The organism is Spiroplasma poulsonii (assembly GCF_009866525.1).
GTDB lineage: Bacteria > Bacillota_I > Bacilli_A > Mycoplasmatales > Mycoplasmataceae > Spiroplasma > Spiroplasma poulsonii.
Map to the genome: position 1 here is coordinate 1418662 of NZ_CM020866.1, position 26077 is coordinate 1444738.

30 protein-coding genes and 1 pseudogene are annotated in these 26077 nt (G+C 26.7%); 12 read left to right on the forward strand and 19 right to left on the reverse strand.

All coding sequences use genetic code 4. The features are described from left to right. Window positions 1–238 precede the first annotated feature (238 nt). Both MSROBK_RS14035 and MSROBK_RS14040 read right to left on the reverse strand, forming a co-directional pair. A complete protein-coding gene (locus tag MSROBK_RS14035) occupies window positions 239–637 on the reverse strand; it encodes a transposase family protein (protein WP_242441474.1) in 399 nt (132 codons plus the stop codon). Beyond that, complete coding sequence (locus MSROBK_RS14040; protein WP_040092446.1) at window positions 622–1074, reverse strand: IS5 family transposase; 453 nt, start codon at window positions 1072–1074, stop codon at window positions 622–624. The genes MSROBK_RS14035 and MSROBK_RS14040 overlap by 16 nt, the downstream gene beginning before the upstream one ends. Before the next feature lie 156 nt (window positions 1075–1230). On the opposite strand from MSROBK_RS14040, the gene MSROBK_RS08045 reads away from it, so the two are divergent. From MSROBK_RS08045 to MSROBK_RS12395, 5 genes are all read left to right on the forward strand, one after another. Then, window positions 1231–1920: a rolling circle replication-associated protein gene (locus MSROBK_RS08045; protein WP_227991203.1), complete on the forward strand. Its 690-nt coding sequence runs from the start codon at window positions 1231–1233 to the stop codon at window positions 1918–1920. Between the two features lie 26 nt (window positions 1921–1946). Beyond that, window positions 1947–2399: an IS5 family transposase gene (locus MSROBK_RS14045; RefSeq protein WP_040092446.1), complete on the forward strand. Its 453-nt coding sequence runs from the start codon at window positions 1947–1949 to the stop codon at window positions 2397–2399. Next, complete coding sequence (locus MSROBK_RS14050) at window positions 2384–2782, forward strand: transposase family protein (RefSeq protein ID WP_242441474.1); 399 nt, start codon at window positions 2384–2386, stop codon at window positions 2780–2782. Before MSROBK_RS14045 ends, MSROBK_RS14050 begins: the two co-directional genes overlap by 16 nt. A 993-nt stretch (window positions 2783–3775) precedes the next feature. Beyond that, window positions 3776–4228, forward strand: coding sequence for an IS5 family transposase (locus tag MSROBK_RS08055; RefSeq protein WP_040093866.1), 453 nt, complete (start codon window positions 3776–3778; stop codon window positions 4226–4228). Continuing rightward, complete coding sequence (locus tag MSROBK_RS12395; protein WP_369123227.1) at window positions 4213–4527, forward strand: transposase family protein; 315 nt, start codon at window positions 4213–4215, stop codon at window positions 4525–4527. The genes MSROBK_RS08055 and MSROBK_RS12395 overlap by 16 nt, the downstream gene beginning before the upstream one ends. Before the next feature lie 85 nt (window positions 4528–4612). Here MSROBK_RS12395 and MSROBK_RS14055 read toward each other — a convergent pair whose 3' ends face one another. Beyond that, window positions 4613–5011, reverse strand: a complete 399-nt coding sequence (locus tag MSROBK_RS14055) for a transposase (RefSeq protein WP_416375044.1) — start codon at window positions 5009–5011, stop codon at window positions 4613–4615. After that, window positions 4996–5448 (reverse strand): IS5 family transposase, encoded by a 453-nt coding sequence (locus MSROBK_RS14060; RefSeq protein WP_040092446.1) that lies wholly within the window; start codon window positions 5446–5448, stop codon window positions 4996–4998. The genes MSROBK_RS14055 and MSROBK_RS14060 overlap by 16 nt, the downstream gene beginning before the upstream one ends. Before the next feature lie 163 nt (window positions 5449–5611). On the opposite strand from MSROBK_RS14060, the gene MSROBK_RS08070 reads away from it, so the two are divergent. The 4 genes from MSROBK_RS08070 to glpK all read left to right on the forward strand — a co-directional run bounded on the left by MSROBK_RS08070 (window position 5612) and on the right by glpK (window position 9893). After that, window positions 5612–6019 carry a spiroplasma phage ORF1-like family protein gene (locus MSROBK_RS08070; protein WP_174842687.1) on the forward strand — a complete coding sequence of 136 codons (408 nt, stop codon included), beginning with the start codon at window positions 5612–5614 and terminating at the stop codon, window positions 6017–6019. Between the two features lie 384 nt (window positions 6020–6403). Beyond that, window positions 6404–7153 (forward strand): MIP/aquaporin family protein, encoded by a 750-nt coding sequence (locus tag MSROBK_RS08075; protein ID WP_040093869.1) that lies wholly within the window; start codon window positions 6404–6406, stop codon window positions 7151–7153. 31 nt (window positions 7154–7184) lie between these two features. Then, complete coding sequence (gene glpO, locus MSROBK_RS08080; RefSeq protein WP_040093870.1) at window positions 7185–8363, forward strand: type 2 glycerol-3-phosphate oxidase; 1179 nt, start codon at window positions 7185–7187, stop codon at window positions 8361–8363. 18 nt (window positions 8364–8381) lie between these two features. Then, window positions 8382–9893: a glycerol kinase GlpK gene (gene glpK, locus MSROBK_RS08085; protein ID WP_040093872.1), complete on the forward strand. Its 1512-nt coding sequence runs from the start codon at window positions 8382–8384 to the stop codon at window positions 9891–9893. Window positions 9894–9935: 42 nt separating this feature from the next. Here glpK and MSROBK_RS08090 read toward each other — a convergent pair whose 3' ends face one another. The 3 genes from MSROBK_RS08090 to eno all read right to left on the reverse strand — a co-directional run bounded on the left by MSROBK_RS08090 (window position 9936) and on the right by eno (window position 12635). Next, window positions 9936–10322: a protein NO VEIN domain-containing protein gene (locus MSROBK_RS08090; RefSeq protein WP_040093875.1), complete on the reverse strand. Its 387-nt coding sequence runs from the start codon at window positions 10320–10322 to the stop codon at window positions 9936–9938. Further along, complete coding sequence (locus MSROBK_RS08095) at window positions 10323–11045, reverse strand: MrcB family domain-containing protein (protein ID WP_040093877.1); 723 nt, start codon at window positions 11043–11045, stop codon at window positions 10323–10325. A 213-nt stretch (window positions 11046–11258) separates the two neighbouring features. After that, window positions 11259–12635 (reverse strand): phosphopyruvate hydratase, encoded by a 1377-nt coding sequence (eno, locus tag MSROBK_RS08100; protein WP_040093879.1) that lies wholly within the window; start codon window positions 12633–12635, stop codon window positions 11259–11261. A 183-nt stretch (window positions 12636–12818) separates the two neighbouring features. Here eno and trpS point away from each other — a divergent pair, with 183 nt between their 5' ends. Next, window positions 12819–13841, forward strand: a complete 1023-nt coding sequence (gene trpS, locus MSROBK_RS08105) for a tryptophan--tRNA ligase (RefSeq protein ID WP_040093882.1) — start codon at window positions 12819–12821, stop codon at window positions 13839–13841. Window positions 13842–13857: 16 nt separating this feature from the next. Here trpS and MSROBK_RS08110 read toward each other — a convergent pair whose 3' ends face one another. The 6 genes and pseudogenes from MSROBK_RS08110 to MSROBK_RS08125 all read right to left on the reverse strand — a co-directional run bounded on the left by MSROBK_RS08110 (window position 13858) and on the right by MSROBK_RS08125 (window position 17463). After that, entirely contained in the window at window positions 13858–14733 is an 876-nt protein-coding gene (locus MSROBK_RS08110) for a lipoprotein (RefSeq protein ID WP_146182470.1), read from the reverse strand. A gap of 72 nt (window positions 14734–14805) precedes the next feature. Then, on the reverse strand, window positions 14806–15057 hold the full coding sequence (locus tag MSROBK_RS11795) for an aldo/keto reductase (protein ID WP_052443529.1): 252 nt from the start codon (window positions 15055–15057) through the stop codon (window positions 14806–14808). A gap of 45 nt (window positions 15058–15102) precedes the next feature. Then, window positions 15103–15525: pseudogene (locus MSROBK_RS11800) on the reverse strand (aldo/keto reductase); the annotation flags it as partial. 500 nt (window positions 15526–16025) lie between these two features. After that, complete coding sequence (locus tag MSROBK_RS14065) at window positions 16026–16424, reverse strand: transposase family protein (RefSeq protein ID WP_242441474.1); 399 nt, start codon at window positions 16422–16424, stop codon at window positions 16026–16028. Beyond that, on the reverse strand, window positions 16409–16861 hold the full coding sequence (locus MSROBK_RS14070; protein ID WP_040092647.1) for an IS5 family transposase: 453 nt from the start codon (window positions 16859–16861) through the stop codon (window positions 16409–16411). Before MSROBK_RS14070 ends, MSROBK_RS14065 begins: the two co-directional genes overlap by 16 nt. Window positions 16862–16887: 26 nt before the next feature. After that, window positions 16888–17463: a hypothetical protein gene (locus MSROBK_RS08125; protein WP_040093887.1), complete on the reverse strand. Its 576-nt coding sequence runs from the start codon at window positions 17461–17463 to the stop codon at window positions 16888–16890. Window positions 17464–17717: 254 nt separating this feature from the next. On the opposite strand from MSROBK_RS08125, the gene MSROBK_RS08130 reads away from it, so the two are divergent. Then, window positions 17718–18215 (forward strand): hypothetical protein, encoded by a 498-nt coding sequence (locus MSROBK_RS08130; RefSeq protein WP_159373255.1) that lies wholly within the window; start codon window positions 17718–17720, stop codon window positions 18213–18215. An 11-nt stretch (window positions 18216–18226) separates the two neighbouring features. Here MSROBK_RS08130 and MSROBK_RS08135 read toward each other — a convergent pair whose 3' ends face one another. The 5 genes from MSROBK_RS08135 to MSROBK_RS08155 form a co-directional block, all read right to left on the reverse strand. Then, a complete protein-coding gene (locus MSROBK_RS08135; protein WP_040093893.1) occupies window positions 18227–18868 on the reverse strand; it encodes a hypothetical protein in 642 nt (213 codons plus the stop codon). 241 nt (window positions 18869–19109) lie between these two features. Beyond that, window positions 19110–20171 carry an alanine racemase gene (locus tag MSROBK_RS08140; protein WP_040093895.1) on the reverse strand — a complete coding sequence of 354 codons (1062 nt, stop codon included), beginning with the start codon at window positions 20169–20171 and terminating at the stop codon, window positions 19110–19112. A gap of 23 nt (window positions 20172–20194) precedes the next feature. Beyond that, the gene (rmuC, locus tag MSROBK_RS08145; protein ID WP_040093897.1) at window positions 20195–21364 is read right to left on the reverse strand and encodes a DNA recombination protein RmuC; all 1170 of its coding nucleotides are present in this window, start codon (window positions 21362–21364) and stop codon (window positions 20195–20197) included. A gap of 104 nt (window positions 21365–21468) precedes the next feature. Further along, window positions 21469–22611, reverse strand: coding sequence for a hypothetical protein (locus tag MSROBK_RS08150; RefSeq protein ID WP_040093899.1), 1143 nt, complete (start codon window positions 22609–22611; stop codon window positions 21469–21471). Between the two features lie 94 nt (window positions 22612–22705). After that, the gene (locus MSROBK_RS08155) at window positions 22706–23293 is read right to left on the reverse strand and encodes a hypothetical protein (protein ID WP_040093902.1); all 588 of its coding nucleotides are present in this window, start codon (window positions 23291–23293) and stop codon (window positions 22706–22708) included. Between the two features lie 437 nt (window positions 23294–23730). Here MSROBK_RS08155 and MSROBK_RS08160 point away from each other — a divergent pair, with 437 nt between their 5' ends. After that, window positions 23731–24816, forward strand: a complete 1086-nt coding sequence (locus MSROBK_RS08160; RefSeq protein ID WP_227991205.1) for a phosphatase PAP2 family protein — start codon at window positions 23731–23733, stop codon at window positions 24814–24816. Between the two features lie 54 nt (window positions 24817–24870). On the opposite strand, the gene MSROBK_RS08165 is transcribed toward MSROBK_RS08160, so the two are convergent. After that, window positions 24871–26058, reverse strand: a complete 1188-nt coding sequence (locus tag MSROBK_RS08165) for an acetate kinase (RefSeq protein ID WP_040093904.1) — start codon at window positions 26056–26058, stop codon at window positions 24871–24873. Between the last annotated feature and the right edge of the window lie 19 nt (window positions 26059–26077).

Sequence of the window (26077 nt, forward strand, 5' to 3'; positions counted from 1 at the left end):
TTAAAAAAAATTGTAAAATTATAAAAGATATATTATAATCAAAATAACTTTCAGATATAAACACTTAATTATATTAGACTTCTTGCATTACTTGTTAAAAAATTGCAAATATTTGTAAAAAAGATACTAATAGAAAAATATAATTTTAATTAATTATGTTTTTTATTTAAAAATTTAATATTTTTCCACAACGAAAAATTAATTTATTATTTAAATTATTTAATTTTAAATAAATATTTTATGTTAAATATAATAATTGTAAATTATAAATTGATGCAATTAAATTAAATCTTAAACCAAATCTTTTTCTTCGATTACGATATTTTTCTGTAATAATTTTAAATTTTTTAAGAATAGCAAAAATATTTTCAATAATAATTCTCATTTTTGAAACTAGTCTATTATATTGCTTTTGTTCTTTGTTTAAAGGGTTTTTCTTTGTTTTCTTTGTAGGTATTAGAACATTATTGTGATTTTTTTGTATTCCTTGATAACCACTATCAACTATTAATTTGGTATTTTTTAAAATTGGGATTTTTGATTCTTTAAATAAAGCATAATCATGTTTTTTTCCGAGCGAAAAACTTGTTGCAATAATTTTTTTGGTTTCTTGTTCGATAATTACTTGTGTTTTGATCGTGTGTTTTTTCTTTTTACCAGAATAAGATTGTTTTTGTCTTTTTTTGGGCGTTGGATTGGAGTTTCGGTAGCATCAATAATAATAGTTTTATCATTAAAATAATCATTTATTAGTGCTTTTTTACCAGCAAGTTGTTGAAAATCAGAGTTTTTAATTAAAATATCTTCAATTCACTTAATATTACGATAACAATTAGCCTCACTAATATCAAAACTTTTACCAAGATGAAAATAAGTCTGATATTCTCGTCAATATAATAAAGTCATCAATAATCTATTTTCTAATGATAATTTATTAGTTTTACCACCTTTTTTAAATTTTTCTATTTCAGCAACTTTTAAAATATCTAACATTTTATTAAAAGTGGATTTTTTTATTCCTGTTAATCTTAACCATTCTCTATCATTAAGAGTATTAAATTTATTATTGTTCATATTTTTATGTCCTCATAAATTATATTTTATAATAATATTTTAATAAAAAAGGGTATCGCAAGAAGTCTATTGAAAGTTTCAAACTATTTATAGTTTCCTTGAGCGGAATTTTTAAATGTAATTTAGTGTTTTTTTATTTGAAAGGAGTTTATAAAAATGAATAATGTTTTTATTTACGATAATTTAAAGATTAATAGTCATAATATATTTATGAATAAATTAAATTATGCTAAAAGAGAATATTATTTAAAAAAAGTATTTTATGGTAATTATGTTAAAAATATTGTTTTACCACTAGATATAATTAATAATATCCCCCGTAATAAAGATGGTATTAAAAATACTGGGAAAAATGATAAAAAGTTATTAAATAGTCGTATTCGTACACAAGGAAATTGTATCCGTAAAGCATATCATAATTTTTCAAATTCTAAAAATTTAAGTTTTCTAACTTTAACTTATGCTGTTAATGAAACGGATGTTAAAAAGTGTAAATATGATTTAATGAAATTCTTTCAAAATATTAATCGTTGATATAATAACCCAATTAGAGCAAAACATCATAAAGGAATTTTAAAATATATGTATAATTATGAGTATCAAAAACGGGGAGCAGCCCATTTTCATATAATCTTAAACCAAAAAATACCAAATAGTACTGTACAACAGTATTGAAAACACGGTATTAATAAAAATATTAAAGTTCGTAGTGGAACAAACGAAGATGTTGTTAAATATCTTGCTAAATATATTGTTAAAACTGCTAATAATGATAAGTCACAAAATCATTATGATTTAAACATTAGACTTCTTGCGATACCCTTTTTTATTAAAATATTATTATAAAATATAATTTATGAGGACATAAAAATATGAACAATAATAAATTTAATACTCTTAATGATAGAGAATGGTTAAGATTAACAGGAATAAAAAAATCCACTTTTAATAAAATGTTAGATATTTTAAAAGTTGCTGAAATAGAAAAATTTAAAAAAGGTGGTAAAACTAATAAATTATCATTAGAAAATAGATTATTGATGACTTTATTATATTGACGAGAATATCAGACTTATTTTCATCTTGGTAAAAGTTTTGATATTAGTGAGGCTAATTGTTATCGTAATATTAAGTGAATTGAAGATATTTTAATTAAAAACTCTGATTTTCAACAACTTGCTGGTAAAAAAGCACTAATAAATGATTATTTTAATGATAAAACTATTATTATTGATGCTACCGAAACTCCAATCCAACGCCCAAAAAAAGACAAAAACAATCTTATTCTGGTAAAAAGAAAAAACACACGATCAAAACACAAGTAATTATCGAACAAGAAACCAAAAAAATTATTGCAACAAGTTTTTCGCTCGGAAAAAAACATGATTATGCTTTATTTAAAGAATCAAAAATCCCAATTTTAAAAAATACCAAATTAATAGTTGATAGTGGTTATCAAGGAATACAAAAAAATCACAATAATGTTCTAATACCTACAAAGAAAACAAAGAAAAACCCTTTAAACAAAGAACAAAAGCAATATAATAGACTAGTTTCAAAAATGAGAATTATTATTGAAAATATTTTTGCTATTCTTAAAAAATTTAAAATTATTACAGAAAAATATCGTAATCGAAGAAAAAGATTTGGTTTAAGATTTAATTTAATTGCCTCAATTTATAATTTACAATTATTATATTTAACATAAAATATTTATTTAAAATTAAATAATTTAAATAATAAATTAATTTTTCGTTGTGGAAAAATATTAAATTTTTAAATAAAAAACATAATTAATTAAAATTATATTTTTCTATTAGTATCTTTTTTACAAATATTTGCAATTTTTTAACAAGTAATGCAAGAAGTCTATTAAAGCATATCAATTTAGTCGTAATTGTAAAAACCCAAAAATAAAAGTTGGGGTTGTTGAATTAGATACATTAGATTTAATTCTGTCATCTGATGAAACACTTAATTATTTTAGTTTTGGTAATAAGCAAGGTATTCGTGTTGGTTTTAGTTGTGATAGTTATTATGGTTTAGATAAATTTAGAGAATTTAAAAAATATGTTTCACACGAAAGTAAAATGTGAAGAAATCAAAATAATAAAATAATTGAAAATTACAAAAATAAATTTAAAAATTTAAGGTGTTAAAATTAAAAAATGAGTTAAAAACTCATTAAAAAAAGTGGCAATTGCCTTGAGCAACAATCACCACAAATTAATTAAAACAAAAAAAACAAGATGGGGATGTATATTTTACAATATATTTAATTTTGTGTTGAAAATTTGACTTTTTAATATTTTATTGTATTATTAATTTAACTTAAACATTTTATTGTGTTTGAGTTTTAAATCTTAAAAGATTTCCTTGAGCGGAACTTAAATATAATTAAATGATTTTTATATTTTATTTATAAATTTATTCAAATAAAAAACACTAACTTTGTAGCAATAAATATTTTAATTAATCATTTTTATATTTAAGTTTTAATTTTTTAAGAAATCTTTTAAGAAACTATATAGTTTTTTAAAAGGAGATTTCAAATATGAAATATTTAGTGATGTTAACAAAGGTTAACAAAAATAAAGTTATTAAAAATAACAAAACTGGTAAAGAAGACTATTAGACTTCTTGCGATACCCTTTTTTATTAAAATATTATTATAAAATATAATTTATGAGGACATAAAAATATGAACAATAATAAATTTAATACTCTTAATGATAGAGAATGGTTAAGATTAACAGGAATAAAAAAATCCACTTTTAATAAAATGTTAGATATTTTAAAAGTTGCTGAAATAGAAAAATTTAAAAAAGGTGGTAAAACTAATAAATTATCATTAGAAAATAGATTATTGATGACTTTATTATATTGACGAGAATATCAGACTTATTTTCATCTTGGTAAAAGTTTTGATATTAGTGAGGCTAATTGTTATCGTAATATTAAGTGAATTGAAGATATTTTAATTAAAAACCCTGATTTTCAACAACTTGCTGGTAAAAAAGCACTAATAAATGATTATTTTAATGATAAAACTATTATTATTGATGCTACCGAAACTCCAATCCAACGCCCAAAAAAAGACAAAAACAATCTTATTCTGGTAAAAAGAAAAAACACACGATCAAAACACAAGTAATTATCGAACAAGAAACCAAAAAAATTATTGCAACAAGTTTTTCGCTCGGAAAAAAACATGATTATGCTTTATTTAAAGAATCAAAAATCCCAATTTTAAAAAATACCAAATTAATAGTTGATAGTGGTTATCAAGGAATACAAAAAAATCACAATAATGTTCTAATACCTACAAAGAAAACAAAGAAAAACCCTTTAAACAAAGAACAAAAGCAATATAATAGACTTCTTGCATTACTTGTTAAAAAATTGCAAATATTTGTAAAAAAGATACTAATAGAAAAATATAATTTTAATTAATTATGTTTTTTATTTAAAAATTTAATATTTTTCCACAACGAAAAATTAATTTATTATTTAAATTATTTAATTTTAAATAAATATTTTATGTTAAATATAATAATTGTAAATTATAAATTGAGGCAATTAAATTAAATCTTAAACCAAATCTTTTTCTTCGATTACGATATTTTTCTGTAATAATTTTAAATTTTTTAAGAATAGCAAAAATATTTTCAATAATAATTCTCATTTTTGAAACTAGTCTATTATATTGCTTTTGTTCTTTGTTTAAAGGGTTTTTCTTTGTTTTCTTTGTAGGTATTAGAACATTATTGTGATTTTTTTGTATTCCTTGATAACCACTATCAACTATTAATTTGGTATTTTTTAAAATTGGGATTTTTGATTCTTTAAATAAAGCATAATCATGTTTTTTTTCGAGCGAAAAACTTGTTGCAATAATTTTTTTGGTTTCTTGTTCGATAATTACTTGTGTTTTGATCGTGTGTTTTTTCTTTTTACCAGAATAAGATTGTTTTTGTCTTTTTTTGGGCGTTGGATTGGAGTTTCGGTAGCATCAATAATAATAGTTTTATCATTAAAATAATCATTTATTAGTGCTTTTTTACCAGCAAGTTGTTGAAAATCAGAGTTTTTAATTAAAATATCTTCAATTCACTTAATATTACGATAACAATTAGCCTCACTAATATCAAAACTTTTACCAAGATGAAAATAAGTCTGATATTCTCGTCAATATAATAAAGTCATCAATAATCTATTTTCTAATGATAATTTATTAGTTTTACCACCTTTTTTAAATTTTTCTATTTCAGCAACTTTTAAAATATCTAACATTTTATTAAAAGTGGATTTTTTTATTCCTGTTAATCTTAACCATTCTCTATCATTAAGAGTATTAAATTTATTATTGTTCATATTTTTATGTCCTCATAAATTATATTTTATAATAATATTTTAATAAAAAGGGTATCGCAAGAAGTCTAATGATTATTTTTCTTATTTTTCAAATTGAGATTATATTACTGATGTTTTGCCTTCTAACAATGATAAATATATTCAATCAATAAAATTATTAGATATGACAGATAAATCAAAGTATCAAGGTTTTAATTTAATTAGATTTAATACGACTAGGTTAACTGAAAATAATAGTATTTCAATTAATGGGTTTAATTTTAGCATTTATAATGCTACTGATTGAAACAATGAGATTAATGGTGGCGATATTTGGGAAATACCTTATAAAAATTGTAGTTGATATAATGTTGCGTGTCATATACAAAATGCGGCGATTTGATTAGTAAATAATTTGCCTGGTATGAAAGATGTTTATAATTTTGTTAATGGGATAGTATATGTATTTAGCAATGTATCTGATTTATTTAATAATATTGGTAATTTGTTTGCTTTTGATATTACATTTAAGATTATGTTAAGTTCTATTTTAGTGTTAGCAATGGTTAATGGACTTTTACGATATTTTTAGTATATAATGTTGTTAGTAAAAATAAGTAAGGCGGTGTGGTGGTTTATCCACGCACCGCCTTACTTAAACGGGTAAAAGTCGCGTAGCGACTTAGGGGCAACGCCCCTTTACTTGATCCATATTTTAACAACAATCTTATATAACTTAGAAAATTATGATTTATGAAAGAAAAAAGCTTCTTTAATCATTACCGAAATTGAATCGTGTTTTACCAAATATTACCAAAAATTAATTACTTTTCAGTAATTTGCTAAAAATTATTAGCACTTTATTCATAATTATTTTATTTAAATTATTTTAGAAAGGGGGAATTTATTATTAGCCTAAAACATAATAAAATCTGAATGAAACATCATACTTTACAAATAAGAAAGGAAAATAAACATGGCAAATACCCAATTATTTTTTCAACATTTTGGTTTAGAAATGTTCGGCACAATGCTTTTAATTATTTTAGGAAATGGTGTCGTTGCTAACATTTTATTAAAAAATACAAAAGGAAATGGACAAGGTTTTTTTGCAATTACTGCCGGCTGAGGTTTTGCGGTGCTAGTTGGAGCAATGGCTAGTAGCGCTCTAAAAGGAGTTGCTCATTTAAATCCAGCAGTAACATTTGCAATGGTTGTTCAACAAACTTGATTTATTAATAACGGGTGATTCTTACTACCAGCCTTATTATTAGGGCAAGTTGCTGGGGCTTTAATTGGCCAAATTATTGTAGATATCTTTTATTGAAAACATATTAAAGATACTGTTAATGATAATCCCGATTTTATTCTTGCGATGCATGCAACAGGACCAACTTATCGTCCTGCCTTCTTTAACTTTTTTGCTGAATTTATTGGAACATTTCTATTAGTTGCCGCAATTTTAGCAATTGGTAAATATGAAACATTTAGTTTGGGGACATGAGGGCCACTATTTGTTGGTTTAACAGTTTTTGGAATTGGAATCTCATTAGGAGGAACAACTGGTTATGCCATTAACCCTGTTCGAGACTTAATTCCAAGAATTGTTCATTTTGTTTTACCATTAAAAAATAAAGGCAACTCAGATTGAAGTTATAGTTGAATTCCAGTTGTAGCACCAACATGTGCTGGTCTTGCTACTGGCGGAATCTTCTTACTATTTTAAGCAATTTAATAGAAAGGATATTATAAATATCATGAAAAAATCCACTTATGATGTTTGTATTATTGGTGGTGGCGTTATTGGTGCGGCAATTAGCCGTGAATTAAGCCGCTATCAATTAACAACCATTACAATTGAAAAAAATAAAAAAGTAGCAATGGAAACTTCCGCTGGAAATTCTGGTGTTATTCATGGTGGTTTTGACCCAACACCAGGAAAATTAACCGCAAAATTAAATATAGAGGGACATCACCTTTATCAAACGATTTTTAAAGAACTAACAATTCCCTATCAACAAGTTAATTCACTTGTGATTGCTTTTAATGATGAAGAACAAAAACACTTAGAAATGCTATATGAACGGGGAATTACAAACAATGTTGATCCAAAACATTTACGTCTTATTAACCAAGCAGAAGTCCATGCTTTAGAACCAAACCTAAGTCCTGATGTTCAAGGAGCATTGTTATGTACTTCTTCGTATGTTGTTGATCCCGTGGTCTTAACCCAAAGTCTTTTTTCAAATAGTATTAAAAATAAGCAACATTTAAAGTTAGATCAGATGGTAACAAATATTAAGTATCATGCTGATCAGAACCACTTTGAAATTACAACCTTACATCAAGAACAAAAAGTTACTTATTTTGCAAAATACTTAATTAATGCTGCTGGCCACTATTGTGATATCCTTGCCGCAAAAGCTGGTTATCCCGATTACGAATTAGTTACAAAACGTGGTGAATATCGTGTTTTAGAAAAAAGTGAGGGTAATTTAGTAAAAAATATTATTTTTATGGTGCCAACAATTCATGGTAAAGGTGTTATTGTTACGCCAACGTTAAATGGTCATCTCTTAGTTGGCCCAACCGCGGAAGACAATATTCCAAAAGCAGAAACCCGTCTTGTTACACCAGCAATGTATGAAAAAATTGGTCAAATTGGAACTAAAATTGTTCCAAACCTTAAAATGGAAAAAACATGTCAAACTTTTGCGGGATCACGCCCAATTGAACCCCTTTCCAAAGATTTTTATTTAAAACCAGCCCATGATAATCCAAGATTTATCAATGTTGCTGGAACAAAATCTCCCGGGTTAAGTAGTGCCCCTGCAATTGCCAAATATATTTGCCATTTACTAACGGCCGCTGGCTGTGAATTAATCACAAACCCGCATTTTGATCCTATCCAAACTGAAATTATTCCAACAATTTAACGAAAGGAAACATTTATAATGCCAAAATATATTATAAGTTTAGATGAAGGAACAACAAGTTGTCGCACTCTTGTAATTAATCACAAAGGTGAAATTGTCGCAAGTAATGCGCTAGAATTTAGTCAGATTTTCCCAAAAGCTGGTTGAGTTGAACATAACGCAGTTGAGATTTGAAACTCACAACGAACAACATTAGTGCAATCAGTTAATAAAGCAAAAATTAAACCAGAAGATATTGTCGGAATCGGAATTACTAACCAACGTGAAACAGTAGTAATGTGAGATAAACGCTCTGGTTTACCGATTTATAATGCTATTGTCTGACAAGACCGTCGTACTACCAAATATTGTGATGAATTAATTGCCCAAGGAAAAAGTGAATTAGTCCAAACAAAAACTGGTTTAATTATTAACCCTTATTTTTCTGCGACAAAAATAAAATGGATTTTAGATAATGTTGAAGGAGCCCGCCAATTAGCAAAGGATAATAACTTACTTTTTGGAACAATTGATACTTGATTAATTTATCGTTTAACGGGTGGTAAAACACACATTACTGATTCAACTAATGCCAGTCGAACAATGTTATTTAATATTCATACGAAAGAGTGAGATGATGAATTATTGACCTTAATGGATATTCCAAAGAGCATTTTACCAACAGTAAAATCCTCTTCAGAAGTTTATGGTCATACTTTTCCGGGATTATTAAGCAAAGAAACCGACGTTCAAATTCCAATTGCTAGTGCCATTGGTGATCAACAAGCAGCCTTGTTTGGACAGCTTTGTTTAGAACCAGGTGAAGTTAAAAATACTTATGGAACTGGATGTTTTATTTTAATGAACACCGGTCAAACTCCAATTAAATCAAATAATGGTTTATTAACAACAATTGCTCTTGATTATAAAGGAACAATAACTTATGCCTTAGAAGGTTCGGTTTTTGTGGCGGGAGCAGCTGTCCAATGATTACGCGATCAAATTAAGATCATTTATCATGCTAGTGAAACGGATTGATACACAAATCTTGTTAAAGATGACCAACAACTGTATGTTGTTCCTTCCTTTACGGGGTTAGGGTCACCATACTGGGATTCTTATTCACGCGGAGCAATCTTTGGATTAGAACGCGGAACAAAACGTGAACACTTAGTAAAAGCAACCTTAGAATCATTAGCTTATCAGTCTTATGATGTTATTATGGCAATGGCTGAAGACTTAAAAAAACCAATTAAAAGAATTAAAGTTGACGGTGGTGCTAGCCGTAATGAATATTTAATGCAATTCCAAGCGGATATTACCCAAGTGGAAGTAATTCGCCCAAAAAGTATTGAAACAACGGCAATGGGAGCAGCCTTTTTAGCTGGTTTAGCTGTTGATTTCTGAACATCCCGTGATGAAATTAAACAAATTTTAAATGTTGATAAAACATATCATGCTAAATTAGATCAAGCAATTGTCCAAAAACTATTAAAAGGTTGAAAGGTTGCTGTCAATCGAACATTAAATTGACTAAAAGATATTGAATAAAAAAGTGTTGTCAAATAAAAAAATGCTATTTATAGCATTTTTTTATTTATATTCCAATCTTATTTCATAAGCAATTGGATTGTATTCAGTATCTGTGTTTAATTCAACATGAAATATTTCTGGCTCCTCAGTGTTAACTTTTTTAACAAAGTATAATAAAACATCATCATTAATAACAGCATTTAACTCATTACTAGATATATAAATTTTGTTTTGTGTTCCAGAAGTTCCTTTAACTTCAATTTTCTTTGAATCTCCATTTAAATAAAAACTATCAACATCATATCCAGCATCATCAATATCTAAAATTTTTACTTTTGCAGCTAAATCATTTTTATTATTTTCTATTAAATAATGTTTTTCATAATCTCTAACAACTTCCTCTGCTTTGTTTCCTATTTTTGTTTTTTTAGTTAATGCTTCTTGCATTTAAACTCTAGAAATTATGTTTTTTTTATTAGTTTTTTCTGTTTTCCCTTTAATTGGAATTAATTTTCTTTCATTAAAATTATAACTCTTAACCTTATCAACTTTTTTAATGATTCCATCTAATAAGTTATCAGAAATATTATCTATTAAATCAATTTTTTCTAACATATTATAATAAGAGGACATATTAATGTTTTCAGTAATTTTATCGTAAATTTCAAATAATAAATTTAGCTCATTAAAAAGTATATCTTCATTTATTTCATCAAATGACAGTCATTTATATACAAATGAAGAATATAAATATGAATTACCCCTAGAAGATTTATTTGGATTTGAAGGAATTAATAATTTTTCTGGATTTGGGGGTAACATATTATTATATTTAAAATTAAATTCTTTTTCTAACTTTTCTTTGAATTTTTGATTATATTCAATTAATGTTTTAAAAATAATACTTTTTTTCTTCACTAATTTTTTACTATTAATCATATTTTCGGCACGACCACAAATACAAATAAAAATACCATTAAGTTCTGGAGTAAAAATTAATGCAATTGCAAAACAATTAGAATCTGAAAATCATTTTGCTGAAGCTTTATCTTTTTTAATGCCTATTCAAGGAGTTTTAGCTAAACGACCACTTCCTTGGGAATACTTAGCACTATATTCACTTAAATCTAGATCAAAATCAATTAAAATATTATCCTTTATTTCTTTCATTAATGAAAAAACTTTCTTCAATTTTTTTGATTATCTGATGAATAATCTTCTATTTTCGTATAATACTCTACCCCTTATGTAGTTTTAAGTAAACCACCTATTTCAATAAATTTATCCACAGTGTATACTCCTTTACTTGTAAATATATTAACATTGTCAAACAAAAAGGCACATAATGGTGCCTTATACAATTTAATTTGCTAATTAAAATAACTATTTTTTTAAATGTAAAACATGTTTTTTTAAATTATAGAATGTTTTAATTCCATCATATTCAGCAACAGGTCCTAATTCATCTTCAATTGCTAATAAACGATTATATTTTGCAATACGGTCACTTCGTGACATGCTTCCCGTTTTAATTTGTCCAGCATTTAAAGCTACTGCTAAATCAGCAATTGTTGAATCTTCTGTTTCTCCCGAACGGTGTGAAACAACTGCTGTTCATCCAGCTTTTTGGGCCAATTGAATTGTATCAATCGTTTCAGTAACTGTTCCAATTTGGTTTAATTTAATTAAAACTGAGTTAGCAGCTTCATTAGCAATTCCTTCCGTTGTAATTTTTGGATTTGTAACAAATAAATCATCTCCTACAATTTGGATTTTGTGTCCCATTGTTTTAACTTGTAATTCAAATCCAGCTCAGTCTGCTTCTGTTAAACCATCTTCAACGGAAATAATTGGATATGTGTCAACTAATTTATCAATATATTTAATTAATTCTTCTGTTGTCATTGCATATTCTTTACCAGTTACTTTTTCAATTTTCTTAAAGTGGTATTTTTTATCTTCAAAATACAATTCTGATGAAGCACAATCCATTGCAATCATAACTCCATCTTCGCCTGGTTTATATCCGGCTGCTTTAATTGCATCAACAATTAAGTCTAAGGCAACTTCAGCTGGTGTTCTTGCTTGGAATGATGCTAATGATTGATCTTTATAAGCTCAATTAAAGTGTGGTGCAAAGCCCCCTTCATCGCCAACCGCAGTAATGTCTCCTTTATCATGTAAGATTTTTTTTAACGTATGGAAAATTTCTGATGATCATCGTAGCGCTTCTTTAAAACTTGGTGCTCCAACAGGCATAATCATAAATTCTTGGAAATCAATTGAACTATCAGCATGTTCTCCACCATTAATAATGTTTAACATTGGTACTGGTAGTTTTTTAGCATTAACTCCGCCTAGATATTTATATAATGGTAGTTCTAATTCACAAGCAGCTGCTTTAGCAACCGCCATTGAAACTCCTAACATAGCGTTAGCCCCTAAATTCTTTTTAAAATCTGTTCCATCTAAAGTAATCATGGCTTTATCAATTGCAACTTGATCAGTTGCTTCCATACCAACAAGTTCTTCAGCAATTTTTGTATTCACATTATTAACAGCTTTTAAGACACCTTTCCCCTGGTAACGTCCTTTATCACCATCTCTTAATTCTAGTGCTTCACGGCTTCCTGTTGAAGCTCCTGATGGCACCATCGCTGAACCATATCCACCAAATTCTGTTCAAACTTCAACTTGAACCGTTGGATTACCTCGTGAATCAATTACTTCACGAGCATAAATTTTCTCAATTTTTGACATAATTTTGTACTCTCCTTCTAAGTCTATGAGATTATTATATTATTTGTTCTAGCAATAGTAAATAAATTACAATGAAAATTCAAGAAAAAACATCATTTTTCCTTGTTTTTTGATGGCAAAGATAAAATTATTTGCTATGATAATACTAATATATCATTAATTTTGGAACAGGACGGAAAAAAGATGGAAGGAAAAAAACCAACAATTGTCTCAGGAATTACTGCCACTGGACAATTAACATTAGGAAATTATATTGGCGCAATTAAAAATTTTATTGAATTACAAAAAGATAATAATTTAATTATTTTTGTTGCAAATTTACATGCAATTACAATTCCCATTGGAAAAGAAGAATTACGAAGCAATATTAAAAATATGATTGCGTTATATTATGCTTGTGGTTTAGATCCTAACAAAGCAATTATTTATGTTCAATCAGATGTCTTAGAATTAACCCAATTAAGCCATATTTTATTATGTAACACCACTGTTGGAGAATTATCACGAATGACACAATTTAAAGATAAATCAATTAAAATGAAAGCGGAAAATGGAACTGAATTTATTCCAACCGGACTATTAACTTATCCAACCTTAATGGCTGCTGATATTTTATTATATGATGCTGACCTAGTTCCAGTTGGGAAAGATCAAAAACAACATATTGAATTAACACGAAACATTGCAGAACGAATGAATAATCGTTACCAACAAGAACTTTTTAAACTTCCTAATGATTTTATTCCCCCTGTTGGTGGCAAAATTATGGATTTACAAAATCCAACTAAAAAAATGAGTAAATCCTCAAATGATCCAAAATCTTTTATTGAATTATTAGATGCCCCAGACATTATTCGTAAAAAAATTCGTTCCGCAATAACTGATTCTGACGGGAAAATTGCTTATAATCCTGAACAAAAACCAGGGGTAAGTAATCTTTTAACAATTTATGCTGTTTTAAAAAACATCACAATTGAAACTGCTGTTAAAACATTAAATAATTATGATTATGGTCAGTTAAAAGAAGAAGTAGCATCAACAATTATTGCAACCTTAGAACCAATTCAAATAAAATATCATCAACTAATTAAAGATGATACCATTGACCAATTAATTGATGCTGGCACAGAAAAAGCTCGCTATCTTGCCAATAAAAAATTAACAAAAATTAAAAATACCGTTGGTTTAAATTATAAAAGAAAATAACACATAACAATTATTCTTAACGAATTTCATATTTTAACTGGTTCAATTGTCAACGATAATTGTTTTTTTGATCACTAACATTAAAGTTAAATTCACCTTGCTTACCAATTTGCTTAGTATCTAAATTATTAAACTGAAAATTAAGTTTATCAGTTAAATAAGCAGTTAAATCCGAAATATTTTTAATTGTTTTAATATTACTAATTTTGAAATTATTAGAGTCAGTGTAAACAGCTGTTAACCATCTTGTAATAATTGCTTCGTCAGTCATATTTTGTGAAAAAATAAAACTTGGATTCGTTTGGATATAATTAATTAAATAACTTAATAAATCTTTATTAATTTCATAATTTCAAAAAACATTACTATTTAAATTAATTGTTAAATAATAAATTTTTGTTGTTAAATGTTCGCCATCAATCGTAATTTCTTGCATTGTTGTTTCACCCTTTGTATAACTATATGCAGTAGTATTTCTAATCAAGGAAAATAATTGAAAATCACGATACAATTGTTCTAGTGGTGGTAACTTTGATGGCATTGCAACAAGATATGTTTTAAATAAAATGTTTTGTTTTGGTAATTCAAAAGCTGAAACTGCTTCTGAATTATTAAAGTCATAATTAATGATTGGTGCCAAAGTGTGGGCTTCTTTTTCCTTATTAAAGGTTGTAAAAATTAAATCATCATTATCATGTTTTACTCAGTAATCACCTTCATCGTTAAATGCTTGCAAAGTAAACTGCGACAAAAACTGACTAATATCAGCTTCCATATCAGTATTTCGCGTTGGAACATAATGTCTTTCTTGTTGATTACAACTAATTACTGTTGTGACAGGTGTTACAATCATTGTTATTGTTCCTAGGATACCTATTATTTTTTTCATCATATCATTCCTTTTGTTAAGCTATATTGTAAATTATAACAAAAAAAAGATTTTTAAAATTATTAACTAATAATTTTAAAAATCAACATAATTTGGATCTGGTCCTAATTTTTCTTGTGGTAATGCAAACAATGTTGCCATATCTGCTTCATCTAACATAAAATCATCTAATTGAGTGTTAGCAATCAAACGTTCTTTATGCGTTGATTTTGGAATAACAACAATGTTTTGTTGTACTGCTCATTTTAAGCAAACTTGAGCTGGACTTTTTTGATGTTTTTCCGCAATTTTTAAAATGGTTGGATTTGTTACACATTTTCCTTGCATTAGTGTTGCTCATGATTCAACAATAATGCCATTTTGTTGGCAAAATTAAACAACAGCAGTGTTATTTAAGCCAGGATGTAATTCAATTTGGTTAACCATTGGTTTAACTTCACTAATTGTCATCAATTCTTGTAAATGACTAACTTCAAAATTGCTAACGCCAATTGCTCGAATTTTTTTTGCTTTATAAGCAGTTTCTAATGCTCGAAAACATTCATTCCGATCAACAGTTGGTCAATGGATTAAACACAAATCTAAATAATCAATATCCAATCTTTGCAAAATATTATCAACTTCTTGTAAAGCAGCATCATATTTATGATTAGCATTTCAAATTTTACTTGTAATAAAAATTTCATTACGGGGAACCCCACTATCTTTTATTGCTTTTCCAATAATTGTTTCATTCCCATAATATTGTGCTGTATCAATATGACGATAACCATTTTGCAATGCTGTTAAAACAGTTTGATAAGTTTCGGTTTAATCAGTTAATTTATAAGTTCCTAGGCCAATTAACGGGATTTCAACTCCATTTAAAAGTTTTAATTTTGTCTCAATTAATTTCATTTTTATTTTTCCTCTTTTCCTAGACCTTTAGTTATATTGTAAATGTTATTTAAAAAAATAACAATCTAAATAACAATCTAAATTATTCAAACATTTCAAGAAGACTATTAAACATCACAAGAATTATTAAAATATCAATTATGATTTTAAACACTACATTAAAAATTTAAACGAAAAAACAGGATTACTAATAAAATAATCCTGTTTTTGAAATTTAATTATATAGTCTAATATTAGACTTCTTGCATTACTTGTTAAAAAATTGCAAATATTTGTAAAAAAGATACTAATAGAAAAATATAATTTTAATTAATTATGTTTTTTATTTAAAAATTTAATATTTTTCCACAACGAAAAATTAATTTATTATTTAAATTATTTAATTTTAAATAAATATTTTATGTTAAATATAATAATTGTAAATTATAAATTGAGGCAATTAAATTAAATCTTAAACCAAATCTTTTTCTTCGATTACGATATTTTTCTGTAATAATTTTAAATTTTTTAAGAATAGCAAAAATATTTTCAATAATAATTCTCATTTTTGAAACTAGTCTATTATATTGCTTTTGTTCTTTGTTTAAAGGGTTTTTCTTTGTTTTCTTTGTAGGTATTAGAACATTATTGTGATTTTTTTGTATTCCTTGATAACCACTATCAACTATTAATTTGGTATTTTTTAAAATTGGGATTTTTGATTCTTTAAATAAAGCATAATCATGTTTTTTTCCGAGCGAAAAACTTGTTGCAATAATTTTTTTGGTTTCTTGTTCGATAATTACTTGTGTTTTGATCGTGTGTTTTTTCTTTTTACCAGAATAAGATTGTTTTTGTCTTTTTTTGGGCGTTGGATTGGAGTTTCGGTAGCATCAATAATAATAGTTTTATCATTAAAATAATCATTTATTAGTGCTTTTTTACCAGCAAGTTGTTGAAAATCAGAGTTTTTAATTAAAATATCTTCAATTCACTTAATATTACGATAACAATTAGCCTCACTAATATCAAAACTTTTACCAAGATGAAAATAAGTCTGATATTCTCGTCAATATAATAAAGTCATCAATAATCTATTTTCTAATGATAATTTATTAGTTTTACCACCTTTTTTAAATTTTTCTATTTCAGCAACTTTTAAAATATCTAACATTTTATTAAAAGTGAATTTTTTTATTCCTGTTAATCTTAACCATTCTCTATCATTAAGAGTATTAAATTTATTATTGTTCATATTTTTATGTCCTCATAAATTATATTTTATAATAATATTTTAATAAAAAAGGGTATCGCAAGAAGTCTATTATTCCCAAGTTGTATTTTGCTTTCTAAACTAGCATAAGAAGCTCTTCAATCTAACAAATGAAATAAAATTAATTGAAAGTAATAATTACCCTTATATCAATAAAAATTTATTCCAAATTTTTGTTTTGACCCCATTCAGGCAGAATAGTAATAGGTATCAATTTCTTGAATTGTATTAGACGTTGTTTTATCAATTTCTTGAATTGGCGTTCCACCATTAATATTACTATTGTTTGTAATAATATTTTCTAATAAATTATCTTTTGTCTTTAGTAAACTATTAAAAGTATAATTTATTTTTGGAATGGTATATTTATATCTTACTTTATCTTCGTTTTCATAAGGATAACCATACTTTGTTTTTCCTCAATATGTTCCTGCATGGGAATCAACATCATTAAATTCAATATATTTATAATTTAATGGGTTTATTTTCCCAAGGTTAAAGGTAAAGATATCAAATGAATTAATATTGTTACTAGCCGTAAAAGATATGGTAACATTTTCTTTTCTATTATTGAAATAAAGCAATAGTTCTTTTTTTTTAAATTGCTGCTTTTTAGATTTGGCATTAAAGTTGAACTTAATTTTTGTGAATCTAAATGATAAATCTCACCAATATTATTAAGAGAAAAAACTCCACCTTTACCGTCTGCTGTAAGATTAACGATTGGAAAATTCAAATTTGTAAAGTTATGACTTTTTCCCCTTTTTGAGCATAGTTTAAAATAACACCATTATTTGTTCCAATATAACTATCACCAGTATGTAAGAGTCCACCTTGCGTGTTTTCATCTAACACAATAACAACATTCTTAGCTTTTTTACCGCCATTAAAATTATCATTATTGTACGATGAGCTTGCTGCTGAAGCTGGAATTTGTTGCAACGCGGTTGGTGCTGGTTGTGGTGTATTATTAAAATTTTGTTGTTCTCCCGAATTATTTGGCGAATCAAATTTTTTATTTTGTGATTGGTCTGGAATATTGTTAGTTACAGCATCAAGATTATATGTAACGTTTACTGAACCAAAGTATAATCCATTATCATTTGTTCAAACAATTGCCTCATTATATGAAATAAAAGCAAAAGAAAGTGGTAAATTATTTAATAAAGGATTTAACTGATATATTCTTGGAAGAAACTCTTGCAGACTAATTGTTCCTAAATCAGTGTTAGTAATTATTGAATTTAAGCCAATTGTGTTTGGAGTAAAAGTTACTACAATTTCACCTTCATATTGTGAAAATTTTGGTGCAATAATAGCATCAGAATGACTATAATGTACTAGATATTAATTATCCAAAAAATTAGCACCATTATGATTTAATAAATAATTATTAATACCGTTGATAATCGTATCTAATTGATTATTAGGAATTATTCCTAAATTAATACTTGTATGATCGTTAAATAAAGACGAAGTTGGATTTGAAAAATTATTAAAAAGTGATGAATTGTTATTGTTTCGTCTTAAATGAACTTGATCAGAACTGCAATAAAACACTGAATTACCGACTCTAATTTCAATATCACCTTGAGTCTCAAAAGTTACTCAGATAAAATTATTTTGATAAAAAGTATTGTTCTCCAAGTTTTCTCGCAACACGATTTGTGCTTGATTATCTAATAATCTTGCAACAGCAATTTCATTCCTCCTAACATTTCTATTTAAGGCAATAATTTGCTGTAAAATGTCTTCTTCGCTGTTTGTAGGAATTTTCCCTAAATTGGTATTTTTTATTAATTTTGGTAAAAATATCGGATGATTCTCTCTTTTTGTTTTATGACTTGTTTTAAAACTATTTGCTTTTAAAAAATCATTTGGTTTGTTTTCTATTTTGGTTTCTTTTTTTCATAAACTAGCAGCAATTGTTATTGGTAAAACGCTACTTGCAATTGTGGTAATTAATAATAATTGTAAAAGTCTTTTCATTTTATTTGTTGTCCCTTTCTGATATTTTTTATTAAATTACAAAAATATTATATTTTTACAAATAAAAAATATAAAAATATAAAATCTATTTTTATAAATATTTGTTGATACAGGTTATTGATATTTAATATAATTAATATTTTTTAAAAATTTATTTATACCATAAAAATAACCTAAACCTTTTTTGATTTAGTAATATTATTTTACCATAGCCAAGTAAGAGTAGTTAACCAAACTATTGTTATTCTAAAAATTCTTTTTGAACATAACAACTAGTTCCTAACATTAAGTTTGCTAAATATGTTGTTTTAAATTTAATAATGCCACCAACTGCTAATTGTTCCTGATAATCAGCAACATCTAAGATTGTATGGTCACTTGATTGTCCTAAAATAGTAATTCCTTTTTCAAAAGGTGTTAATTCCTCGAAAGGACAATCTTGTCGTCCTAAGGCAATTATTGCTTTTACCCGATTGCCAACATCATCAAATTCTTTTACCCGGCCAAAAGCATCTAATCCTCGTGCTCCAATTGATGCACTTGGCTTTGTTTGCAATTCAATAATCTCAGCTTCTAATCATAAATTATCTTGTTGTAAAAAAGGAATTGGTTCATCATTTAAACCTAAACCAATTAATAAAGCTGTCCCACTCCGAATTTGATTAATTGCTCGGTCTAATTGTGGGTTATCTCAAATTGTAATATGACTTGAATTACCACAACTAATAATTGTCAACATAATATTAAAATGTTGTTCTAATTGTTGTTTTAAGTTTGCTAATTGATTTAATTTTTTAACAGTGGGAACTGTTGCACCAAAACAAGCAAAATTAGTTCCTAAACCAGTTAACTTAATATGCGATAGCGATAATACCGCTTTAACTGTTTGAAAAATTAATGCCTCATCTCATAATCCCTCGCGAATATCACCAGTTTCAATCATTAAAATTATTTCAAATTTTTTATTAATAATTTGTGCCGCTTGATTTAAAGCCTTAATTGTTGCAAGTTCAGATACCAAAACACAATCAGCATTATTAACAACCATTGTAACTTCACTTAACATTGGTAATCGTAATAACATTTTTCTAACTGGAAAATGGACAAATTGTTGCAAGTTTAAAATGCGGGAATTAGCAATTGTTTTAATTCCGCTTTCTATTAATGTTGAGACAATTTTTTCTTGGCCGGCCCCCAATTTAACAACCCCGACAAGGTCTAAGTTTCTAGTTGTACATTCTTGCACCATTATTTGGCAATTTGTTTTAATACGGGGTAAATTTCATATTAGTTTTGGATACATGGTTTTTCCTTTTCCTCTTTGTTTTAGACTTCATCAAGAGGTTGTTCTAATTGTTGATCATTTAAAATTTTATTATATTGACTATGAATTTTATGGTGTGTGGTATTTAATTGGTCAATATTGCCATTTAATTTTGTAAAGTTTTTCGTAAATTCTTCTCATCGTTCAACTCAACGGTCGAATTCACTTTTTATTCGCAATAAATTATTTTTAATAACTTCTAAGTTTTTATTAAAAGCAACTTCACGCATATGTTTTTCTAACACAAATAAAATAGCAGACAAAGTTGTTGGTGAAGTAACTCACACTTTCTTTCGAAAAGCAAAAGTAATAACATCCTCAGGGAATTGACCATAAATAAAAGCAAATAAATCTTCTGAGGGAACAAACATAATTGCACTTGAAATTTCATTTTCTAAGTTAATATATTTTGCAACTTCATTGATGCGATCTTTTAAATCTTGTTTAAATAAGTTTAAAAATTTATCTTTAATTGCTTTTTCACTAGTTTCTAAATATTTATTATAATTTGTTAACGGAAACTTAGCATCAATCGCAATGTTTTCCTTCGCTCCGCCAGTTTTAACTAACGCATCAACTAGGGTTCCGGTTGGTAAGCGATACTGGCGTTCTCATCCTTGATGTCCTTCCCCATACATATCACTCAATACTTTTTCTAACAAATATTCTCCTAAATTACCTCGTTTTTTATTATTTAAAAAAATATCATTTAATGCTTTAACTTTTTCTTCGACTTCTTTTAAAGTTACTGATGATTCTTTTAAAACATTTAAATTTGATAAAACATCACTAAATGATTTTGAAATAGACTGCCCCTGTTGATTTAAGTTATTTTTTAAATCGCTGTCTTGCTTTGATAAATTGTTTTTAAAACTATTTAAACCCTCATATAAGCTTGTAAGATTTCGATTAAACTCATTATCATTAGTTATCGAAGAACGCTGAAACTCACTAATTAATTTTAATAATTCTTGTTTTTGTTCTGTAAGTTGCCCTTGTAACATTGTTACTTGTTTTTCTAAAATTTCTTTTGATGCTTTAATATCTTTTTGTAATAATGCTGAATCATTATTGGCCATTGTTTTTTTACTTGATTTAAATAAATAAATTCCTAAAAAAATAACTAAAATACCTAAAATAATACCTAATAAAACATATGAAATTGTTGTCATACTGCTCCCCCTTAATTTTATAAACGATCATTAATATGTCTTTTTAATTATAAACTGTCATAACAAAAAAAGAAACTCATAAGTTAATGAGTTTCTTTTTTCTTTTAAGCAAAAGTTACATTTAAAGTATACGATGGAATATTTGTCATTGATGATGCTAAAGCATCAGATGCTGCTAAAATTTTTGACCCTGGTTTAGCATTAACCGTTGCTCCTGAATTTTCTGCTTTAAAGACTACTCAAATTTCATCATACCAAATATCTTTATATTGATCAGCAAATTCTTGTCCTAATAACTTTGTCACAAGATCATAACGTAACATATCAACTGTTGCTTCAGTATAAGTTTTATCTAATGATACATTAATTGTGCTACCCGATTTTGGCTTTGCATTCTTATCATTTAAAAATTTTCGTGGCGTTGAATGAATTGTAAAGTTAGCTGTTAAAACTGATTTATTAATAACTCCAACCGCACTTGCTTCAATCTTTAGATTTCCCACACCAGTATTTGTATCAATTGTTAAGGTAACATCATCGTTTATCATGACATTCATCATTACCTCAAACATTGTCTTTTTATATAAAGCTGCAAAACGATTGCGATCGCCAACAAACTCCATAATAGCAGCCGTTAACACTGTTTTGTTATTCTCCTGCTTATCTTTATAATTATTTCATAATGTTTCATCAATATAGATATCACCAATATTTGTTAGCGGAAAGGCTTCAGGAAAGGTGATTGGTTCATTAACAATTGTTATTGGTGTCCCAGTAAAATTTCCCCCCGCTTTTGGAGTAATTGTTGAATTATGAGTTATTTGATCAACATCAACGTCAACATCAGCAAGAGTAAATTTCGTCCCATTTAAGCCATTAACAGCATCTAATACAGTTTGTGCTGCTAAGGGGCTCCCCATTCCTTTATCATATGGCATTGATGTAACGGTAATAATTTTATTAATGTCAGTTGTTGGTCATGTTAAAGCCATTTCTTTTGTTGAAAATGGTCGGTTTGGTGCCCCTGGCATAAAACGGATTATTACTGATTTCATTCCTGGTGCCAAATCAACATCTAAATTATCAATATTGTACCCTTCTTTTTTTAATTGTCTTTTAATATTAGTAACTGTTGGAAACCCATCTTCAGTTTGGCCCCCTTTGTTAACATCTTTACAAGCAATTACAGCCCCTGCAATTGGTGTTGTTAATGCTAATGAAGTTAAAATCATCATCATTTTTTTCATTTTTTCTTTCTCCTTTGTTTTAATTTTAGTAAATTTAATTATATCTCTTAAGTATTATTAAATAATAAATTAAATTTTAATAAAAATATTTCCTTTATAAAATCATTTTAAATTCTAACATTTGTGGTGGGGTTGTTTCCTTTTTAAAAAGCAGTAAACGATAACTTTTAATTATATTTGCAATTAGAAAAGATATTAAAATTAATTTTTTTAATAAAAAAATAATTAAATCATTAATTCGATACTTAACAAAAGTATATGATCTTAAAATAATAAAGAATAATGTTAAATTAATCAATGGATTAAAATAAATTAAATCATTAATCTTATATCAATAAATTAAGTAAATTTGAAAGGTAATTAAAGTAACAAAAAAAGTAATAACAAATAAAGCATAAAAGAAATAAAATGAAATTAAAATTGATTGGTAAAACTGATAGTAAAATTGCGTAAACCGATTAACCAAAACTGTGGCAGAAGTATTAACATAAACCTTATATGATAATAATAAAATATTAGTTATTCACAATAATATTACAATAATATTGATTTTTAAAATGTTATCTCATTGCAAAATAATCCGTTTATAATGCTTAAAATTTTGTAAAACTTGAATTAAAATTGCTAAGAAAAATAAAAAAGAACCCGTTATTAAAATAATATAGATTAAATTTAAAGTCACAGTAATAAAAGCTCAATTAGTATAATGGCGAATAAAACGCGTTAAAAAAATGAAATTCCAAAATATAGAATAAATAATATGGAATATATATTAAAAATGTTTGAAAATACTTTTTGAAATTTGTCTTCATTTTAATCACCTATATGACATTGCCCACTTAATATTATATCTAACTTTAAATTCAATTAAAAACCCTTTGTGAACTAACAGTTAAAACCAATTAACAATTATTTTATCTATTAATAATGTTCAGAGTAATTATACCGTGAAAAATTTTAAAATAAACGAAAAAAATATTTTTTATGATGGTTTTTTAACATATAATGGAAAAGATAACAATTATCATTTTTTATTAATCCTTTTATAATTATGAAAGAATGGAGCCAAGATATGCACCAAAAACAAATAAATTTTTTTATGAAGAAAAGTGGTGTTTTTTGATTTTTTGCCATTCCATTATTAATTATGTTATTGTTAGTATTGGTCTTTTAATTGCAACAGGATGGTATCCAATTGATTATCAAATTGCTGTCGAATTTGCAAAAGTCTTAACAAATGAATTTGTAAAATACTGAGTTTATTTTTATGATCAATTAGGAAATACAGAATTAATTGTAGTTGTAATAATTTATCTTGCAATTTTAATTGAAACATGGTTTTTAATAAAAATTAATCAAAAAAACAAAAAATTTAAAAAACACTATTGAATTACAGCTGCTTATTATTTTTTAGGTTTAAGTGCCTGAGTAATTGGAAATACCGTTAATTTAGCATTAATTCCTAGGAAAGATGACGGATTTGGACCTAGAATTGATTTTATTTTATTTGATGATTACCATTATAAATTAACAAGTGCAATTTTAGTTTTCTTTTATCAAACAATTCTCTTGAGTCTTGGTTTATACTATATTCGTTATTGTTTAGTTAAAAAACAACGCCTATTAACGGAACAACATTGATTAAAAGCCGTAAAAACCGCAAGTTTTTTAATTGTGTCTTATTTTATTATTGTTATTATGAAAGGAGCAACTCATCGAATTTACTGTTATAATGCTATTTTTGGTGATTTAATACAAGAACATACCACCTTTTTAGATCACTATTTACAATCATCTTTTCGTTACGGTTATAATCTTGGGAATGGCTATGTTAATAATATTCCCACAGAATGACAATACCCATGATGAAAACCAGCATTTGCCTTATTTAACAATCCCAATATGCCAACATTTAAAACACCATGAGAATATGCTTTTCCTAGTGGTAATATTAACGCAACATTTTGTAGTGGTGCATTAATTCTTTTATTTTTAAAAAATAAAAACAATAATAAAATTAATTGAAAAATAAAACTATGCTTCATATTATGATTATGTCATATATTATCGATGAATTTTGCCCTTATTGTTGAAAGATTTCATTGAATTTCAGATACTGCTTTCACTTTTATTTTTTCAACATTAATGATTATCATTATTCATTTTAGTGTTAATAAAATCTTTGCTAAACATCTTGCTTTATAATAAAAAAGGGTTTAAAATCCTGAATAGAATTTTAAACCCTTTTAATTTAATTTTTTATTTATTAATTAAATGATAAGTGTCTTCACAAATCATTACTTCTTCATTTGTACGCATTGCATACACTGGGTAACTTGCGTGTGGAGTTGAAATTAAAATTTCATTTTCATATGAACTTTGATTTGCTTGCGTTGATAATTCTAAGTTCAAAAGTTTAACTTCATTAATTACTAATTGACGCATTTCACTTGAGTTTTCACCAATTCCAGCCGTAAAAACAACAGCATCAAGTTTAGTTCCTAAATCATTGGCATAATCAACAATATACTTTGCGATTCGTTTTGCACTCATTGTTAAAGCTAGTTGACTACGGCTATTATCTTTACTGCTTTTAAAGACATCACGTAAATCTGAAGATACCCCCGAAATTCCTAATAAACCAGATTTTTTATTTAATGTATTAGTAATATCATCTAATGATGCACCAGTTTGGCTAGCAATAAACTGATGAATTGAGGGGTCAATATCACCACTACGAGTCCCCATAATTAATCCTTCTAAGGGCGTTAACCCCATTGACGTGTTAAAACTTTTTCCATTTTTAACCGCACAAACAGACGCCCCATTTCCTAAATGACAAATAATGGCATTAAGATTTGCCGCAGGTTTTTGTAAAACTTCTCGTAAGCGTTTTGTAATGTAACGGTATGAAATGCCATGAAAACCATACCGACGAACTTGATGCTCAGTATATCATTCGTATGGTACTGAATATAAATAATTTTCTTCTGGAATTGTGGTATGAAATGATGTATCAAAAACAGCTACATTTGGAACTGAAACAATCCTACGGAACGCTTCAATTGCCGCAATTGCAGGTGGATTATGTAATGGTGCTAATGTTACCATTCGTTTAATTTCGGCAAAAACTTCATCGGTAATAACCGTTGATTGCGTAAACTTTTCACCACCATGAACAATACGGTGCCCAATTCCTTGAATATCAGAAAAATCTTGAATAATCTTGTGCTCTTTTAACTTAGCAATTAAAACCTTTGCTGTTGCACTGTGGTCTGATAAATCTTCATTTGTTTGAAACTCTTGCCCATTAAATTTAATGGTAAAAATTCCATCAATATTGATTCGCTCCGCTAAACCTTTACAAATCACTTCGTAATTATTATTAGTTACTTTATACAGTTGAAATTTCATTGAACTACTTCCCGCATTTATTACTAAAATCATATTATTTTCTCCTTCACTT